The sequence below is a fragment of the Nocardioides sp. Root190 genome, from assembly GCF_001428565.1.
Taxonomy (GTDB): Bacteria; Actinomycetota; Actinomycetes; order Propionibacteriales; family Nocardioidaceae; genus Nocardioides.
This window is the reverse complement of record NZ_LMIA01000012.1, coordinates 40744-58319: the sequence shown is the minus strand read 5'-3', so window position 1 is coordinate 58319 and position 17576 is coordinate 40744. Positions and strand designations below refer to the sequence as shown.

Annotated in this window: 20 protein-coding genes and 1 riboswitch; of the genes, 4 read left to right on the top strand and 16 right to left on the bottom strand. The window is 70.1% G+C overall.

The features are described 5' to 3' along the window. The first annotated feature begins 32 nt into the window (after positions 1-32). Positions 33-794, top strand: a complete 762-nt coding sequence (locus tag ASE01_RS18665) for a collagen-like protein (protein WP_056755907.1) — start codon at positions 33-35, stop codon at positions 792-794. 21 nt (positions 795-815) lie between these two features. Here ASE01_RS18665 and ASE01_RS18660 read toward each other — a convergent pair whose 3' ends face one another. After that, positions 816-1652 carry an acyl-CoA thioesterase domain-containing protein gene (locus ASE01_RS18660; RefSeq protein ID WP_056755904.1) on the bottom strand — a complete coding sequence of 279 codons (837 nt, stop codon included), beginning with the start codon at positions 1650-1652 and terminating at the stop codon, positions 816-818. Between the two features lie 62 nt (positions 1653-1714). On the opposite strand from ASE01_RS18660, the gene ASE01_RS18655 reads away from it, so the two are divergent. After that, positions 1715-2143: a hypothetical protein gene (locus tag ASE01_RS18655; protein ID WP_056755901.1), complete on the top strand. Its 429-nt coding sequence runs from the start codon at positions 1715-1717 to the stop codon at positions 2141-2143. Positions 2144-2146: 3 nt separating this feature from the next. Further along, positions 2147-2527, top strand: a complete 381-nt coding sequence (locus tag ASE01_RS18650; protein ID WP_056755899.1) for a hypothetical protein — start codon at positions 2147-2149, stop codon at positions 2525-2527. Here the strand turns inward: ASE01_RS18650 and ASE01_RS18645 are convergent. From ASE01_RS18645 to ASE01_RS25510, 14 genes are all read right to left on the bottom strand, one after another. After that, the gene (locus tag ASE01_RS18645; RefSeq protein ID WP_162260318.1) at positions 2487-3797 is read right to left on the bottom strand and encodes a serine hydrolase domain-containing protein; all 1311 of its coding nucleotides are present in this window, start codon (positions 3795-3797) and stop codon (positions 2487-2489) included. The two genes, ASE01_RS18650 and ASE01_RS18645, sit on opposite strands and share 41 nt — an antisense overlap. Before the next feature lie 5 nt (positions 3798-3802). After that, complete coding sequence (gcvP, locus tag ASE01_RS18640) at positions 3803-6646, bottom strand: aminomethyl-transferring glycine dehydrogenase (RefSeq protein WP_056755894.1); 2844 nt, start codon at positions 6644-6646, stop codon at positions 3803-3805. Between the two features lie 80 nt (positions 6647-6726). Next, a riboswitch (glycine riboswitch) is annotated at positions 6727-6816 on the bottom strand. A 59-nt stretch (positions 6817-6875) separates the two neighbouring features. Then, the gene (locus ASE01_RS18635) at positions 6876-7475 is read right to left on the bottom strand and encodes a MerR family transcriptional regulator (RefSeq protein WP_056756921.1); all 600 of its coding nucleotides are present in this window, start codon (positions 7473-7475) and stop codon (positions 6876-6878) included. A 150-nt stretch (positions 7476-7625) separates the two neighbouring features. Next, the gene (locus ASE01_RS18630; protein WP_056755891.1) at positions 7626-8099 is read right to left on the bottom strand and encodes a bifunctional nuclease family protein; all 474 of its coding nucleotides are present in this window, start codon (positions 8097-8099) and stop codon (positions 7626-7628) included. Positions 8100-8132: 33 nt separating this feature from the next. Next, the gene (locus ASE01_RS18625; RefSeq protein WP_056755889.1) at positions 8133-8864 is read right to left on the bottom strand and encodes a MerR family transcriptional regulator; all 732 of its coding nucleotides are present in this window, start codon (positions 8862-8864) and stop codon (positions 8133-8135) included. Between the two features lie 4 nt (positions 8865-8868). Then, entirely contained in the window at positions 8869-9378 is a 510-nt protein-coding gene (locus ASE01_RS18620; RefSeq protein ID WP_056755886.1) for an FHA domain-containing protein, read from the bottom strand. A 59-nt stretch (positions 9379-9437) separates the two neighbouring features. Beyond that, positions 9438-9827, bottom strand: a complete 390-nt coding sequence (gene gcvH / locus ASE01_RS18615; protein WP_056755883.1) for a glycine cleavage system protein GcvH — start codon at positions 9825-9827, stop codon at positions 9438-9440. Between the two features lie 10 nt (positions 9828-9837). Next, complete coding sequence (locus ASE01_RS18610) at positions 9838-10599, bottom strand: DUF881 domain-containing protein (protein ID WP_056755878.1); 762 nt, start codon at positions 10597-10599, stop codon at positions 9838-9840. Continuing rightward, complete coding sequence (locus ASE01_RS18605) at positions 10592-10924, bottom strand: small basic family protein (RefSeq protein ID WP_056755874.1); 333 nt, start codon at positions 10922-10924, stop codon at positions 10592-10594. Before ASE01_RS18605 ends, ASE01_RS18610 begins: the two co-directional genes overlap by 8 nt. Beyond that, entirely contained in the window at positions 10921-11763 is an 843-nt protein-coding gene (locus tag ASE01_RS18600) for a DUF881 domain-containing protein (RefSeq protein ID WP_056755872.1), read from the bottom strand. The genes ASE01_RS18605 and ASE01_RS18600 overlap by 4 nt, the downstream gene beginning before the upstream one ends. A gap of 2 nt (positions 11764-11765) precedes the next feature. After that, the gene (locus ASE01_RS18595; RefSeq protein WP_056756918.1) at positions 11766-12377 is read right to left on the bottom strand and encodes a CDP-alcohol phosphatidyltransferase family protein; all 612 of its coding nucleotides are present in this window, start codon (positions 12375-12377) and stop codon (positions 11766-11768) included. A gap of 10 nt (positions 12378-12387) precedes the next feature. Continuing rightward, positions 12388-13455 (bottom strand): hemolysin family protein, encoded by a 1068-nt coding sequence (locus ASE01_RS18590; RefSeq protein WP_056755869.1) that lies wholly within the window; start codon positions 13453-13455, stop codon positions 12388-12390. Further along, positions 13448-14800: a hemolysin family protein gene (locus ASE01_RS18585; RefSeq protein ID WP_056755866.1), complete on the bottom strand. Its 1353-nt coding sequence runs from the start codon at positions 14798-14800 to the stop codon at positions 13448-13450. The genes ASE01_RS18590 and ASE01_RS18585 overlap by 8 nt, the downstream gene beginning before the upstream one ends. Positions 14801-14881: 81 nt before the next feature. Next, entirely contained in the window at positions 14882-15547 is a 666-nt protein-coding gene (locus ASE01_RS25510) for an acyltransferase (RefSeq protein ID WP_056755864.1), read from the bottom strand. 79 nt (positions 15548-15626) lie between these two features. Between ASE01_RS25510 and ASE01_RS18575 the strand changes: the two genes are divergently transcribed. Further along, entirely contained in the window at positions 15627-16769 is a 1143-nt protein-coding gene (locus ASE01_RS18575) for a CDP-glycerol glycerophosphotransferase family protein (RefSeq protein ID WP_157537546.1), read from the top strand. An 18-nt stretch (positions 16770-16787) separates the two neighbouring features. On the opposite strand, the gene ASE01_RS18570 is transcribed toward ASE01_RS18575, so the two are convergent. Next, positions 16788-17537, bottom strand: coding sequence for a hypothetical protein (locus ASE01_RS18570; RefSeq protein WP_056755857.1), 750 nt, complete (start codon positions 17535-17537; stop codon positions 16788-16790). Positions 17538-17576: the final 39 nt, after the last annotated feature.

The window sequence follows — 17576 nt, the reverse complement described above, 5'->3', positions numbered from 1 at the left end:
GACAGATCACTCTCGCTCCGGAGGAACCCCTGATGCGCATTCGCAAGCCCACCCCCGCCTTCGCCGTCGCCGTCGGCGCCCTCGTCATCTCGCTCGGAGGGACGTCCTACGCGGTCAACCAGGTCGGTTCCTCCGACATCAAGGACAACTCGGTTCGCTCTGCTGACATCCGCAACGACACCGTGCGCTCGATCGACGTGAAGAACGGAACGCTGCGACGGGCCGACTTCGCCGACGGCGTCCTGGTCCCCGGCCCCCGGGGCAAGACGGGTCCCCGCGGCCCGGCCGGCACCAACGGAACCGATGGCACCAACGGAACGGACGGGACCAACGGCGAGGACGGCACCGACGGCGCCCCCGCCCGCTGGGTGCTGATCAACGCCCAGGGTCAGATCGAGGCCCAGTCCGGTGGCTTCACCGTTGCTGCGGCCTACCCGACGCTCGCCAACACCGCGCCGAGCGGTGACAACTCGCTGCGGGCCGCGGGCAACGTCTACATCAACGCCGGCGAGAGCCTGTCGGACAACGCCATCGTCGCCACGATCGCGCTGCAGAACCAGCTCGACCAGAACGCGGACGGCATCACCAACGGCCGTGCGCCGACGGCCGACGCCAACCCGGAGTTCTCCGGTGAGATCTCCGCCTCGATCTGCGGCCTGGCCATGATCGTCGCGTGTGCGCCCACCGACACCAACAACGCCAACCACTTCGTGGTCAGCCCGCGCAACAGCGACGGCACCGTGACCCAGGACGGCGCGCGCAAGCGGTTCTACGTGGTGATCGCCGGAGGCTGACCCAGCCTCGGGCGAGCTCGATCAGGCACTGCCCTCGACGCTGACCCCGCCGGACAGGTCGACTGTCCGGCGGGAGTTGGCGAGCGAGGTCACGGTCGCCGTGCCGATGGACCCGTCACGGTCGAAGACCTCGGCGGTCCCGACAGCGATGCCGTCATGGGCCAGGTGGTCGCTGGCCCGCAGGCCGATGGAGATCCCCCTCGGCCGACGCGAGAGCGCCAGGTCGATGTCGGTGTTGATGTACTGCACGCCACCGGCACCCCAGTTCGTCACCATGCTGGTCGCATCGGCGACCGAGGCGACGGCCTGGAAGGGCGTGCACTCCTCCCCCAGCACGATCGGAACAGCGATGTGCCACGTCGCGTGGCGGCCGGCGTTCTGGTGCTGACCGAAGTCGTCGGACCATGGCGCCTGGCTGGAGAAGATCGGAACGTGGTGCTCCACGTCGTCAGGGGCGATCTCCAGCGGCGGTGGCGTCGGCCTGTCCTCCGGAGAGGACCAGACGACGCCGGTCGCGTTGGTCGAGGGCTTGAGGAAGGTGGCGCTGGCCCGGGCCACCACCTCGCCCTCCTGCTCCACGACGGCGTCGATCAGCAGGAGGCGGGGGCCTTCGCGCACGACCGTCGCCGTTGCACTCGTGCCGGTCATCCGGGCCGGCCGGAACAGGTCGACGTGGTAGCGGGCCGGGACGAGGTCGTCGCGGCCGGCCGCCGCCTGCTCCAGGCAGCGGGCCAGCAGGCCACTCACCGCGACACCGTGCATCTGGTCCGATCGCCACAGGCTCTGCGCCAGCGGTTGCGGGTCGAAGAGGTCGCCGTTGCGACGGAACCAGCAAAACTGGAACGTGTTCTCGTTCATGGGTCCATCATGCCTCGTCCGCAACCGGTGTGGGCAGCCGTCCGGTGGGGCATCAGGAGACCATGACGAACAAGACCGGACTCATCGTGGCCGGAGCCCTGGCCGCCGTTCTCCTCCTCGCAGGTGGCGTGACCACCCTCGTCCTGGCCTCCGCCGGTGACCCGACCACCGTCGCGGGCGTGGCCGAGGCTGCCGTCGAAGCCGCCGAGGACCTCGACGTGGAGGCGGGTGTCGACCTGCTCTGCGAGGCCCCGCCCGCCGAGGACCGGCGCGACCTCGAGCGGCTGATCGAAGCGGCCCAGGAGGAGGCGGACACCGAGGACCCCGACGTCGACTACGAGATCTCGAACATCGTGGGCGACAGCGCCGGCACCTTCGACGTCCGCGCCACCAGCGACGAGGACGGGCTGTCCGGCGAGGAGTTGTCGGCGACCGTCCAGGTCGAGGAGCGGGACGGCCGGTCCTGCATCTCCTCCTACGACATCGACTGATCGGTGCCGGGACCGCTGCTCCGCGCCGCGGTGCTCCTCATCGCGCTCGCGACGGCGCTGGTGGCGGCCCTCGGGCCCGGCATCGAGCCGTGGGACCTCGCGCCCTGGCTCGCGCGGCACGGCGGACTGCCCTACGCGGTCGCCCTGGCGTGGTTGGTTCTCGCGCCGGCCGCCCTGGCCGCCGCTGCGCTGGGCGTACGACGGACCCCCTGGCCGTGGGTGGTGGCGGTGTCGGTGCACCTGCTCGTGCCCACGCTGTTGGTCGCGAGGTTCCCGCACCTGTTCCCCGACGGGACCTTGCTGCTCCTGGCGGCCAGCGTCGTGCTCGGACTGGCGTCCGTCGTCACGGTCTTTCCGGCGACGGATGCCCACCGGGGATCGTGACCCGGGCGTCGTAGGGAACCCGTGTGTAGACGAAGGTCGCGCACTCCAGGCTCAGCAACCCGCCGGCCGCATCACGATGCGTGACCAGTCGCTCGCCACGGTGGTAGCCCTGCGCGCCGACGACGTCGTCCCCGCGGATGACGAACCGCTCGTGCAGCTCGCCGGTGCGCAGGTCGTGGGCGAGGAGCTCCCCACCCACCCACTCGAAGGTGAAGGCCGTGTTGCCCCAGAACCAGAGGCCCAGCACCTCGGCGACCCGCCCCGGCACCGGCACGGAGGACGGCGTCCACGGCGGCGTCCACGGCGGGGCGGGCGCCACTGCGCCGTCGAGGAACGCACCCGGCGCGTGCTCGGCGCGCAGGCCGGTGGTCGCGTTGGTCAGCACGGCCACGGCATCCCTCGTGGCGCGGTCGACGAAGAGGGACGCCTGGAAACCGGGCATCGAACCGGTGTGACCCACCATGGCGCGCGCGCCCACGTCCAGCAGGCGAAGACCCAGGCCGTAGGCGTCAGCGGGCTCGGCGTGGGTCGCCATCTCCGCAAGGGTGTCCGCACCCAGCACGCCGGGGTGACCCGCGGCGAGGAAGTCGGCCCACCGGAGCAGGTCGGCGACAGTGCTCCAGAGCTGCCCGGCGGGTGCCATCGCACCGGTGTCCGCGTGCGGCTCGGCGCTGAGGGTGTGGGCGAACTGGTCGACACTGTGTCCCGGAGCGTGGTGGGTCGGCGGACCGTACGACGTGGCGGTCATCGCCAGCGGCTCCAGCACGCGTGCGCGGACCGCGTCCCACCACGTCTGGCCCCGCAGCCGGGCCACCGCCTCGCCCAGGAGGGCGAACCCGAGGTTGGAGTAGTGGAAGAACTCCCCGCGACCGGCCACCCGGCCGGACCCGTCGTTGGCCAGGAGCAGCTCCGCCACCGCAGGGCCGTCGACCCGTTCCCACCATGGACCGACCGGCTCGCTCTGCAGGCCGCCGGTGTGCGCCAGCAGCTCCCGGAGCGTGACCTCGGCGTAGCCCGCCTCGGGGACGAATCGCCCGATCGGTTCGTCGAGCGAGCACCGTCCTTCGTCCCGCAGCTGCAGGACGAGGACGGCGGTCATCGTCTTGGTGATCGAGCCGATCCGGTACGCGGAGTGCACGTCCACTCCGGGCATCGCCGAGACGCAGCCCTGCCACACCGGCTCCCCACCACGGGCGACGGCGGCCGAGACCGACGGCAGCCGACCGGCGCCCTGGAGCGAGGCCAGCGTGTCGTCGTACCCCTGGCGCACGACCCTCACTCGGCGTAGGCGTCCATCGGCGGGCAGGCGCAGACCAGGTTGCGGTCTCCGTAGGCCTGGTCGATGCGGGCCACCGGGGGCCAGTACTTGTCGACCGTGATGCCGGCAGGGAACACCGCGACCTCGCGGGAGTAGGACCGGTCCCAGTCACCGACGAGCGCACGGGCGGTGTGCGGAGCGTGGTGCAGCGGCGAACCATCGACGTCCCACTCCCCCGCGACGACCCGGTCGATCTCGTCCTTGATCGCGATCATCGCGTCGCAGAAGCGGTCCAGCTCGGCCAGGTCCTCGGACTCGGTCGGCTCGACCATCAGCGTGCCGGCAACGGGGAAGGACATCGTCGGCGCGTGGAAGCCGTAGTCGATGAGGCGCTTGGCCACGTCGTCGACGCTGACGCCGGTGTCCTTGGAGATGTCGCGCAGGTCGAGGATGCACTCGTGGGCGACCAGCCCGGACTCACCGCGGTAGAGCACCGGGTAGTGCTCGCCGAGGCGGGCCGCGACGTAGTTGGCGGACAGGACCGCGACGGCCGTGGCCCGGGTCAGGCCCTCGGCACCCATCATCCGCACGTAGGCCCACGAGATGGGCAGGATGCCGGCCGAGCCGTAGGGCGCAGCACTGATCGCGCCCGTGCCCTCCCGGCGCTCTGCGTCCGGGTGCAGCGTGTGCGTGGGGAGGTACGGCGCGAGGTGCTCGCGGACCGCGACCGGGCCCACACCCGGGCCGCCACCACCGTGCGGGATGCAGAACGTCTTGTGCAGGTTCAGGTGCGAGACGTCGCCACCGAACCGGCCGGGCTGGGCGTAGCCCAGCAGTGCGTTGAAGTTCGCGCCGTCGACGTACACCTGTCCACCGTGCTCGTGGACGATGTCGCACAGCTCGGTGATCGTCTCCTCGTAGACACCGTGCGTCGAGGGATAGGTGACCATGATCGCCGCCAGGGTGTCGGCGTGCTGCTCGCACTTGGCGCGTAGGTCGGCCAGGTCGACGGTTCCGTCGTCGTTCGACTTCACCACGACGACCTTCATGCCGACCATCACGGCCGAAGCGGGGTTGGTGCCGTGAGCCGAGGACGGGATCAGGCACACGTTGCGCTGGTCCTGGCCGTTGGCGCGGTGGTAGTTCCGGATCGCGAGCATCCCGGCGAACTCGCCCTGGGCGCCCGCGTTGGGCTGGATCGAGACGCGGTCGTAGCCCGTGACCTCGGCCAGCCAGTCCTCGAGCTGCTCGATGAGCTGGCGGTAGCCCTCGGCGTCCTCCGCCGGGACGAACGGGTGCAGTCCGGCGAAGCCGGCGAGCGAGATCGGCTCCATCTCCGTGGTCGCGTTGAGCTTCATCGTGCAGGAACCGAGCGGGATCATGCCACGGTCCAGCGCGTAGTCCCGGTTGGCCAGGCGCGCGAGGTAGCGCAGCATCGACGTCTCGCTGTGGTGCGAGGAGAACACCGGGTGGGTGAGGTAGTCCGTGGTCCGCGCCAGGTCGGTCGGGAGTCCCGCGGTCGGGGTGGCCTCCCCTGGAGTGACACCGAAGGCGGTGTGAAGGGAACGCAGGGTGGCGGGGCCCGCCGTCTCGCCGAACGCGATCCCGACGACGTCCTGGTCAACCAGGCGCAGGTGGAGTCCCTCGACCCGGGCCGCCGCGACGACCTCGGCCGCGCGGCCGGGGACGCGCACCTGGAGGGTGTCGAAGAAGGTGTCGTTCACCAGGTCGAGCCCCGCAGCCTGCAGGGAGGCAGCGGCCCGACCGGCGAGGGTGTGGATCTGGTTCGCGATCGCCTTCAGGCCCGCAGGGCCGTGGTAGACGGCGTACATGCCGGCGGTCACGGCGAGCAGGACCTGGGCGGTGCAGATGTTCGAGGTCGCCTTGTCGCGACGGATGTGCTGCTCACGCGTCTGGAGCGCCAGCCGGTAGGCCGGACGACCCTCGGCATCGATCGAGACGCCCACGAGCCGGCCCGGCAGCTGCCGCTCGAGCCCTTCGCGCACGGCCATGAACCCGGCATGGGGACCGCCGTAGAAGAGCGGGACGCCGAAGCGCTGCGCGGAGCCGACGACCACGTCGGCACCGAGCGTGCCCGGCGCCTCCAGCAGGGTGAGGGCCAGGAGATCGGCCGCGACCACGGCCAGCCCGCCGCGCTCGTGGACGGCGTCGATGACCGGCTTGAGGTCCACGATCCGGCCCGAGGCACCGGGGTACTGCACCAGGACGCCGGACACCTCGCCGTCGGGCAGGCCCTCGGTCAGGTCGGCGACGAGGATCTCGATCCCGATCCCCTCGGCGCGGGTGCGCACGACGTCGATCGTCTGCGGCAGCGCGTCGGCGTCGATCACGAAGGGACCGGACGCCTTGCGGTTGGCCCGGAAGGCCAGGGCGACCGCCTCGGCCGCCGCCGTGCCCTCGTCGAGCAGCGAGGAGCCCGCCGTGGTGAGACCGGTCAGGTCCGCCACCATCGTCTGGAAGTTGATCAGTGCCTCGAGACGCCCCTGCGAGATCTCCGGCTGGTACGGCGTGTAGGCGGTGTACCAGCTCGGGTCCTCGAGCAGGTTGCGGCGGATCACGGCCGGCGTCACCGTGGCGTGGTAGCCGAGGCCGATCATCGGCTCACCCGGGACGTTCGCCGCCGCCAGCGCACGGAGCTCGGCCGCCGTGGTCTCCTCGTCGGCGGCCGCCGGCAGGTCCAGCGTGTCGGTCGAACGGATGGACTTCGGCACGGCCGCGTCCATCAGGGCGTCCAGCGAGGCGAACCCGAGGCGATCGAGCATGGTCTCGACCTGGACGTCGTCCGGGCCGATGTGGCGGCGTACGAACGGACCGAAGGGGGCAGCGGAGGGGTCACTCATGGCAGGCAGGCTTCCTCAGGGATCGAAAAGAGATCGAGCCCTCCCCCTCTGTCGGTGCGTCACTGCACCTTCAGAGTTGCCTGCTCCGCACGGTCCGGGCGCCTGAGAGGTTCCGGGGAGGAATTGCCCCTTCGGCGCAGGCTCGGGCCTGACTCTCCCGCGCAGCATCAAACAGCAGGTGCAGCCTACTACCTCGACGCTGGCAGACCGCGTTGATGACGCTCGAGGATCAGCCGGCGTTGCGCGCGGCGCGGCGTGCGGCGAGCTCGTCGCTCGCCGTGGAGTCCGCGTCCGGGGACTCGGCAGCGTGCTCGCTCGGCAGCTGGGCGAGGGTGCCCTCGATCTCGCGCCACACGCCGCCGATGGCGATGCCGAACACGCCCTGGCCGCCCTGGAGCAGGTCGATGACCTCGTCGTTGCTGGTGCACTCGTAGACCGAGGCGCCGTCGCTCATCAGGGTGACCTGCGTCAGGTCGTCAGTGCCGCGCTCGCGAAGGTGGCTCACCGCGGTGCGGATCTGCTGCAGCGAGATGCCGGCGTCGAGGAGCCGCTTGATGATCTTGAGGATCAAGATGTCGCGGAAGCTGTAGAGCCGCTGCGATCCGGAGCCCTTGGCGCCGCGCACGCTGGGCTCGATCAGGCCGGTGCGGGCCCAGTAGTCGAGCTGGCGGTAGGTGATGCCGGCGGCGTTGCACGCGGTCGGGCCGCGGTAGCCCAGGTCGCTGGGGACCGGGGAGACGTCATCGGTGAAGAGAAGACCCTGCTCCTCCGCGACAGCGGTCGCCGCGGTCGTGTCCTGACCGACCTTCTCGGGCTGCTGCTCGTTCACGGCGTCCTCCACGGATCCACTTCACCTGGCGCAGATGTTGCACCTCTGTGATTCGACGTCTTCAAGGTACGGCGGCGAGGACCGGGCGGTCAAAGACGTCACCGGGCGTGTCGGGAAAAACCCTCAGCCTCAAGGTGAGACTCAGGGTGCTCAGCTCTCCTCGGGACCGAAGTCGTCAGCCGAGACGTGATCGAGGAACTCGCGGAAGGCCTCGACCTCGTCCTCCTCCTCGGCGGGCGCCGCGATGCCGGCCTCGGCCAGCACCTCCTCGGCGCACATGATCGTGGCCCCCGTGCGCAGGGCCAGCGCGATCGAGTCCGAGGGACGGGCGCTGATCTCCACCCCCGAGGCGAGCACCAGGGTGGCGAAGAAGACGCCGTCCTTGACCGCGGTGATCCTAACTTCGGACAGCTCGGTCCCGGTGGCCTCGAGCAGGTCCTTCATCAGGTCGTGGGTCAGCGGCCGTGGTGGAACCACGCCCTGCTGGGCGAAGGCGATCGCTGTCGCCTCCACCGCGCCGATCCAGATCGGGACGTACCGCTCCCCCGAGGTCTCGCGCAACAGCACGATCGGCTGGTTGGAGGGCATCTCCACCCGGACTCCCAGGACATCCACCTCGCGCATGACACCAGCCTACTGCGCGCAATTTGCGGACGCTCAGATGCGCCGCAGGCCAGCCTTCACGAGCGTCGCGTGCAGGCGCACCGACAGCGCCGCGATCTCGCTGACGGCCTCCTCGGCACGCGCACTGGCGCCGGCGTCGCGGCCTCTGCGCGGCGCCACCACCTGCTGGATCAGACCGACCTCGCGATCGGCGGCGGTGCGGAAAGCCCGCAGGTGGCGCGGCTCGATCCCGAAGTCGGCGAGCTCCTTGGCCGTCTGCGCGATGACCAGGGCGTCGGTGTCGTAGTGGCCCGTCGCGGAGGGCGAGATCAGCGCGAAGTCCTCGAGCTGCGCCAACAGGGCCTGGTCGATCTCGGCCACCTTGATGAGCTCCTTGCGGGAGAGACGGAGCCGGTCGGTCCGGCGGAACGACTCCGGTGCGGGCAGGCCGTCGGCGCCGACAGCCACCTTGGGCACGGTCGGCACGACCGGCTCGACGGCCGGCGGCTCCAGGCCGCGGTCCATGGCATCGAGGTGTTCGCCGATGACCTTCAGCGGGAGGTAGTGGTCACGCTGCATCCGCAGGATGTAGCGCAGCCGGACGATGTCGGCCTCCGAGAACTTCCGGTAGCCCGCCGGGGTGCGCTCGGGCTTGACCAGTCCCTCGGACTCGAGGAAGCGGATCTTCGGGATGCTGATGTCCTCGAAGTCCGAGCGCAGCCGGTCCAGGACCTGGCCGATGTTGAGCAGCGGCTCCCGCTCACCGCGGGCGACGGCAGCGACCATCGAATCAGAGGTTCTCGTGACCTGCGAAGAACACGAGGCGGTACTTGCCGACCTGGACCTCGTCGCTGTCCTTGAGGTGGGCCTTCTCGATCCGGTCGCGGTTGACGTAGGTGCCGTTGAGGCTCCCGGCGTCCTCGACCGTGAACGTGTCGCCGGCCCGGCGGAACAGCGCATGGCGACGGGAGACGGTGACGTCGTCCAGGAAGATGCCGCTCTCGGGGTGTCGACCGGCGCTCACCTCGTCGGCGTCCAGCAGGAAGCGGCTGCCCGCTCCCGGACCCTTCTGCACGACCAGCAGTGCGTGACCCATCGGCAGCGCGTCGACCGCGGCAGCGTCGACCGGGCTCAGCGCGCGGTCGGAGGTCTCGGCACGGTCGCCAGCGCCGAACATGATCGTCGCGGTGGCATCGGTGGCCACGGGCGCCGCGTCGGCTTCGGCGAGGCGGGTGCCGCACTGCGAGCAGAAGCGGGCGTCATCAGGGTTCTGCCTGCCACAGGCGGTGCAGAACGGCATCAGGAACTCCTCGGGGGGACAGCGACGGACCGGAAACGGATACGTACGAACGTACCGGATCAGACGTCGAGCTGTGCCTCGTATGCGGCCGCGTCGAGAAGTCCTTCGATGTCACCGTCGGTGGCCGGGACGACCTCGAAGAGCCAACCGGCGCCGTACGGGTCGTTGTTGACCAGCTCGGGCGTGGCGTCCAGCGCCTCGTTGACCGCGACGATCTCGCCGGTGACCGGGGCGTAGACGTCGCTGACCGACTTCGTCGACTCCAGCTCGCCGCAGGCCTCGCCGGAGGTCACGGAGGCGCCGACCTCGGGCAGGGAGACGTAGACGATGTCGCCGAGGGCGTCCTGGGCGAAGTCGGTGATGCCCACCCGGACCGAGCCCGCGGCCTCGCCGGGCTGGCGCAGCCACTCGTGCTCGACGGTGTACTTCAGGTCCGCGGGGTTCGTCATGGCCAGAAGGTTACTGCCCCTGGTCCGGCAGGGCGTAGCGAGGCTCGTCGCGTCGGGTGACGGCCTCGATGTCGACGGCCCGCAGCTCCCGGACCTCGATCGTGCCGCCGTCCTCCTTGATCTGCTTCTTCGGGCCGAGGGCGAAATCGATCGCCGCACGCAGCACGCCCGGTTCGCCGATGGCGTCGATGACGTACGGTGCCTCGACCCGCTCGCCGTCGATGGTGAACCCGCCTTCGGTCTCCACGAACGACGTCTGGGCGACGACCCGGACGGTGCCGTTGATCGCGATCGCCTCCGCACCGACGGTGCGCAGCTCCTGGATCGTGTCGAGCAGGGAGGCGAGCCGGATCCGACCCTCCTCCTCGTTGATCGTGATCCGGGTGCCCGGGCCGGTCACCGGCACGAGGCCGGCGAGGATGCTCAGCGTGTCCGACTCGGTCTCGGCCTGCTCGAGCGCGGTCTGACGCTTGGTGGTCTCGTCGCGCAGTCCCGAGGCGACCTCCTCGAGGCGCCCGATCTCGGACTCGGTGCGCTGGCGGGTGCCGGAGAGTGCGTTGAGCAGGTCGATCAGCTCCTGCTCGCGCAACCCGGCGTAGGTCTCGTCGGTTCCGGCGACCCGGACCTGCGTCACGGCGGCGAAGCCGAGGACCGCCATCAGCAGTCCGACGACGATCTGGCGCCGCGAGGGACGCAGCGCAGCCCGACGGAGCCGCCCCGTGGGGGTCAGCTCGCTCGGCGTCTCCTCGGTGGGCGACTCGGGCTCAGGCATGGAAGACGTGCCTCCGGATGGCGGCGACGTTGGTGAAGATCCGGATCCCGAGCACGACGATCACGCCGGTGGAGAGCTGGCCGCCGACGCCGAGCCGGTCACCGAGGTAGACGATCCCGGCCGCGATGAAGACATTGCTGACGAAGGAGACGACGAAGACCTTGTCGTCGAAGATGCCGTCGAGATAGGCGCGGAGCGCGCCGAAGACGGCATCCAGCGCCGCGACGACGGCGATCGGCAGGTACGGCTCGAGGCCGAGTGGGACGTCGGGCTGGAACACCAGTCCGAGGACGACACCGACGAGCAGTCCGAGCACTGCGATCACGGCGTGCCACCTCCCTTGATCCGGGGCTTGGGTTCGTACGTCGCCGAACGCAACGCCCGCAGTGACGCGGGAGCTGCGGGCAGCCTGAGGTCGTCCACATTCTCCATGTCGTACGAGTAGCCGTACTGCTCGGTCAGGCCGATGAGCTGCAGGCCCGCCTCCGAGTCGACGAAATTCGCCGACAGGTTGCGCTGGTCGCCGATCGCCGTGACCGTGTACGGCGGCGCGATGCCGATGCCGTGGACCTCGATCGCGAGACCTGAGTTGCGGATCCCGCTGGCGGCGGTGAGCCGCTGGCCGTTGATGGCGATGGCCTCCGCCCCGGCCCCCCACAGCGCATTGGCGAGCAGCGCCAGATCGGCGTCCCGGATGGAGGAGTTCTCGTCGGCGTACGGCGGGTTGTCCATCCGGACCCGTACCCCGTCACCCCGGACGCGGTCGAAGCCCGTGAGCGCGGCCAGCGAGGCCCGGCGGGTCTGGGCGTCGGCGTACTGGGTGCCGAGTGACCGCAGGCGGTCCTCGGCGTCCTGGTTGTCGCTGCGCAGGCCCGCGATCTCCTTCTGGAGGCTGTTGACCCGGTCGCGGCGGGACTCGATCCGCTCGATGAGGCTGGAGCGGCTGGCGTCGTTGACGTCGGCGTTCTGCGAGGTCTGCACGGCCGCGACGGTGACCAGCACCGCGAAGGCGGCAACCACGCCGACGACGGCGAGCCGGAGCCCCGGGCCGGCGTGGTGGTCGGGCGAGCGACGCGAGGCCGCGACCTGGTAGTCCTTGTCGACGGCCTCCAGCGTGATCAGGGTCAGCAGTGGAGTCCGGGCGCGGTCCTCGGTGTCCGTCACGGTCAGCCGCCGGAACGCGAACGCGGCTCGGTCGTGGCGAGGAGCTTGCGGACCTGCCAGGCGTAGAGGACGCCGGCCCACCAGTAGAGCCCGACGCCCCACAGGGCCAGGGACCACCCGAAGACCTGGGCCAGTGTGGCGATCGTGCCGTCACCGTCGCCGAGGAGCAGGAGCGGGAAGGCGTAGAGCAGGTTGAAGGTGGCGGCCTTGCCGAGGAAGTGCACCGGCAGCGCGCTGTAGCCGCGGGTCCGGAGGACGGGGACCAGTCCCCACAGCAGCAGGTCGCGCAGCGGCAGCGAGAGCGCCAGCCACCACGGGATGACCTCACGCATCGCCAGACCCACGACGACGGCGAGGATGTAGAGCCGGTCCGCGACCGGGTCGAGCAACCGGCCCAGCTCGGAGGTCTGGTTCAGCTTGCGCGCGAGCCATCCGTCGAGGAAGTCGGTCACTCCGGAGACCATCAGCACGACCAGCGCCCAGACGTCGGCCTCGGGACCGAGCACCAGCCACAGGAAGAGGGGCACGCCCAGCAGTCTCGAGGCGCTGATCAGGTTGGGGATGGTCAGCACCCGGTCACCTTCGCGATCCTCGCGCGTCACCGCTTCGCCCACGCCCGCCACCCTAGTTGCCCGTCGCGTCGTCGTAGTGCGCCGCGTCGCGGATCTCTCCGACGAGTTCCTCGATCACGTCCTCGAGCGCTGCGACGCCGATCGTCGTACCGTCGCCGGTGACCACGCGGGCCATGTGGGACCCGCGGCGCTGGAGGACCTCGAGGGCGTCGTGGAGCAGCGTGTCCTCGGTGACCGTCGCGAAGGGCCGGATCCAACGGTCGGCGACCGGACGCTCCCGGCGCTCCTCGTCGGGCTCGAGGATGTCCTTGATGTGCAGGTAGCCGACCAGGTCCACCGAGCCGTCCTCCTGGTCGGCGACCACCGGGAACCGGCTGAAGCCGGTGGCGGCACAGAGAGCCTCGACCTCCGCGCCGGTGGCACCGCGACGCACCGTTGCGAGCGAGTCGGGCGTCATGGTGACCACGGCGACGCTCTTCTCGGTGAAGCCGAGCGCGCCGGAGAGGCGGTCGTACTCTTCCTCGGCGAGCAGGCCCTCGCCGTGCGACTCCTCGACGAGCGCAGCGACCTCCTCACGGGTGTAGGTGCTCCCGAGCTCGTCCTTCGGCTCGATGTTCAGCAGCCGCAGAATGGCGTTGGCGATCGCGTTGATCGAGGCGATCAGCGGGCGCAGCACCAGGACGATGGCGTACATCGGCGGGCCGAGGACCAGCGCCGCGCGCTCGGGACCAGCGATCGCGATGTTCTTGGGGACCATCTCCCCCAGGACGACGTGCAGGAAGACCACGATGGTCATGGCGATCACGAACGCCACCGGGTGCAGCCAGTCCTCGGGGACGTGGAGCTCGTGGAAGACCGGCTCGATGAGGTGGGCGAGGGCGGGCTCACCGACCGCGCCGAGGCCCAGGGAGCAGATGGTGATGCCCAGCTGGGCGCCCGCCATCATCCGCGAGACCTGCTCCATGGCCGTCAGGGTGATCCTGGCCATCCGCGAGCCAGCCTGGGCGCGAGGCTCGATCTGGCTGCGGCGCGCCGAGATCAGTGCGAACTCGGCCCCCACGAAGAAGGCGTTGGCTGCGAGCAGGAAGACGGCGAGCAGCACGCCACCGAGGTCACCCATCGCTCGACTCCACCTCCTCGACGCGCAGGGAGACCCGGTCGATGCGCAGGCCGTCCATGTGGTCGACGGTCAGGACGGCCCGGCGGGCGGGGGCGTCCTCGTCGTCGTCGCCGTCCGCAGGCAGCGGGATCTCTGCCTGGTCGCCCGCGACCGGGATACGGCCCAGGATCTTGAGCACGAGGCCGGCGACGGTGTCATAGTCCTCGCTCTCGGGCAGCTCGACCTCGGTCAGGTCCTCGACCTCGTCGGGGCGCAGCAGGCCCGAGAGCGACCAGGTGCCGTCGCGTCGCAGCCGTCCGCGGCTGCCCGACCGGTCGTGCTCGTCGGCGATGTCGCCGACGATCTCCTCGATGACGTCCTCCAGCGTGACGATGCCGGCGTGGTCGCCGTACTCGTCCAGGACGATCGCCATCTGGAAGCCGTCGGCACGCAGCAGGGCCAGCAGCGGGTCGAGGCGCAACGAGTCGGGTACGACGATCGGCTTGGCCATGAGGTGCTTGACCTTCGTCGTCGCACGCTCGTGCAACGGGAGCGCCACAGCATTCTTGACGTGGACCGTCCCGACCACCGCGTCGGTCTGGTCCAGGACGGGGAACCGGGAGTTGCCGGACTCACGCGCCAGGAGGATCACCGCGCTCGCGCGGTCGTTCGTCTCGAGCGACCGGGTCCGCACCCGCGGGGTCATGATCTCGCCGGCCGTGCGACTGCCGAACTCGACCGACCGCTCCATGAGCTCGGCCGTGTCCGCATCCAGCGTGCCCTCGTCCGCCGAGCGCTGGATCAGTGAGGCGAGCTCGGTGACGCTGCGCGCCGAGCGGAGCTCCTCCTGGGGTTCGATCCCGAGTCGCCGGACGATCGCGTTGGCGCTGCCGTTGAGAACCCGGATCGGACCTCTCGCTGCTGCGGTGAACGCGCGCATCGGGCCCTGGGTGAGGCGAGCGGTTGTGTACGGCACGGCGATGGCGACGTTCTTCGGCACCAACTCGCCGATCAGCATCGTCAGCAGCGTGCTGAGCACGAGCCCGGTCGCCACCGCGACCGGCGTGACGGCGCCCTCGGAGACACCGGCGTCCTGCAGCGGGGAGCGCAACAGCTCGGCGATGGCCGGTTCGGCCAAGAACCCGATCGCGAGATTGGTGATGGTGATGCCGACCTGCGCGCCGGAGAGCTGGGTCGACAGGGAGCGCAGTGCCTTCTGCACACCGATCGCCGAGGCGTCACCCTCGGCGGCAAGGCGGTCGACCTGTCCTCGGTCGACGGTGACGAGCGCGAACTCCGCCGCGACGAACAGTCCGCACGCGAGGATGAGGAGAATGGCGAGCCCCAGCAGGAGCCAGGCAGTCATCGGGGTGTGCGGCTCCTGCCCACGTTGCTGTACCGGTCGTTCACTTCGAGAGCGTCCAGCCTACCGGCAGCCCGCTGTGGCTCACTGCGGGATCCCCGCGAGGCCGCGGAGCTCGCCGTTTCCGTTGGCCGACACCCAGCCCTGGCCCGGCTCGAGGCGACGGATCACGCGGGCAGGCACACCGCCGACGACCGCGTGGTCCTCGACCACGCCCCGCACGACGGATCCCGCTGCGACCACGACGTTGCGACCGATCGTGGTCCCGGGGAGGATCATCGCGCCGTGGCCGATCCAGGTTCCCGATCCGATCCGCACCGGCTGGTGCGCACCGAACTGGAGACCGACCGGGATGTCGGGGTTCTGGTAGCCGTGGCTGGCGTCGGACACGAAGACGTCCTGCCCGAACCACACGTCGTCGCCGATCTCGATCGACTCGTGGGCGGTGATGCAGATCCGGGCGCCGAGCACGCAGCGGTCCCCCACGACCAGGCCTCGCTCCGGGAGCACCTCCTGGGTCGGGCCGTAGCCGACGGAGAGCGTGGAGTACTTCCCGATCAGCGTGCCGCTGCCGACGTGGATCGCGCTCGGGTTGACGATCGTCGCCATCGGAAAGGCCAGGCAGCTGTGTTCGCCGAACGTTCCGAAACGCTGCGCGAGATCGGTCCCCGGGCCGACGTCCCCAGCCCGCTCGACCCACTGCCACACGGCATGGATGGAGCGGTTCACGAGGCGGCGAACGCGAGGCATCCGCAGAGGTTACCGAAACGCAACATCCAGTGGTCTCGTCGGTTCGTTCCGGTGACCTACGGAGCCGTAACATCCGCTGGTGCAGAAGCCTCGCGTGATCGCCTACTTCGCTGACGACCCGACCCGGGTCTACCAGCTCCTGCAATGGATTCCGGTGCTCGAGCGTCTCGACGCCAGCCAGCCGGTGGGCATCCTCACGCGGGACGCCGGCACCCGCGCGATCCTCGAGGAGCGCACGTCGCTGCCGGTGTACTTCGCCCCCGGCTTCGCCGACCTCGCCACGATGTACGACGACCTCGACCCGGCCGTCGTCGTCTACTGCAACAACTCCATGTTCAACTTCAACTCGCTGCTCGACGGCCGGATGATGCACGTGCACATCAACCACGGCGAGAGCGACAAGCAGAGCATGGTGAGCAACAACGCCAAGGCCTACGACCGGGTGTTCGTGGCCGGCGAGGCCGCCGTGCAGCGCCACCACCTCGCGCTGATGGAGCTCGACGAGGACCGGCTCGTGCGCATCGGGCGTCCGCAGCTCGACCTGCGTCCAGCTCCCCTGCTCCCGCCGAGCGAGCGTCGTACCGTGCTCTACGCGCCGACCTGGGAGGGCGACGCGGAGTACAACGACTACACCTCCGTGGACGTGTTCGGTCCGGCGATCGTGCGGGCCGCACTGGCCGTGCCCGGCGTGCGACTGGTCTACAAGCCGCACCCCAAGGTGACCACGAGCCAGACCCCGGCCATCCGCGACGGGCACCAGGCGATCCTCGACCTGATCGAGCGCGCTGCCGATCAGGACCCCGACGCCGGTCACGCTGCCGTGTGGCAGGGCGACATCCTCGCCGTCTTCCCCGGCTGCGACGCGATGATCACCGACGTCTCCTCCGTCGGCCTGGACTGGCTCTACCTCCAGACCGACAAGCCGATCCTGATCACCGACCGGCACCACGACAGCGAGCGGTTGCGCCGCGAGGTCCCCGTCAGCCGCTGCGCGGACGTGGTGGACGCCGACACCCTGGCCGACCTCGAGGAGCTGCTCGAGGCCCGGTTGGAGCACGACGAGCATCGGATCGCCCGCGCAGCCATGCGTCACCACTACTTCGACGACAACGGCGTCGGTGACAGCACCGGGCGCTTCGTCGATGCGATCACCGAGCTCGTGGAATTGCGAAACCGACTGCAGGGCGCGAGCCCTGCAGCCGGTTTCGTCGAGTCGGCCTGACCTCTTCAGTGGTGAAGGTCAGCGCGTCATGCGCGCGGCCGGACGGTACTTCTTGGTCTCGATGTAGTACCGCGAGTAGCTCGGCGCGTAGCCGCTGCTGGGCTTGACGTACGCGCGGAAGTAGGTCGTGCGGGAGTACGCCGGGAGCTTGACGGACCAGTTGCCGGCCGACGTCGTGGTGAGCGTCTTGTGGCTGGTCCACTTGCAGGTCGAGGCGGTCGGGTTCGAGCAGGTCGTCTTCTGGATGTAGACGGGCTTGCGCGAGTAGCTCGGGGTGACCTTGCCGTAGAAGCGGAACGAGCTCTTGGTCCAGCCGTCGTGCAGGTTGCGCGCGACACGGATCAGGCGGGTCTGGCGGGCGCTGGTGGTGGTCGGCGCGTAGGTCTCGGGTGCGCCGGGGTTCCAGGAAACCCGGTAGTAGGCCGACGCGGTCGGCGTGAGGATCCAGCTGGAGACCGGGTTGTCGGACGCCTTGCGCGAGGAGATGTTGGTCCACGACGTCGAGCCGACCAGTCGGCGCTGCAGGGTGAGCGTGCCGAACGGCGCAGCAGCGCCGGGCTCGGAGATGCAGTCTCCGTACGCCGGAAGCGTGCCGCAACCGTAGATCTTGACCGTGGTGCCGTGGAGGACCACCGTCTTGGTCGAAGAGATCTTGGAGACCGTGGCGGCAGGCGCGGCATGTGCAGCAGGCGCGACCGCGACCAGGGAGATGGCCCCCGTCGCCAGCGCGACGACGAGGAGAAGGAATCGGTGGAGGGTCTTGTGCATGTGGTGTCCCCGGGGGTGTCTTGGTGAGGGTTCGACGGC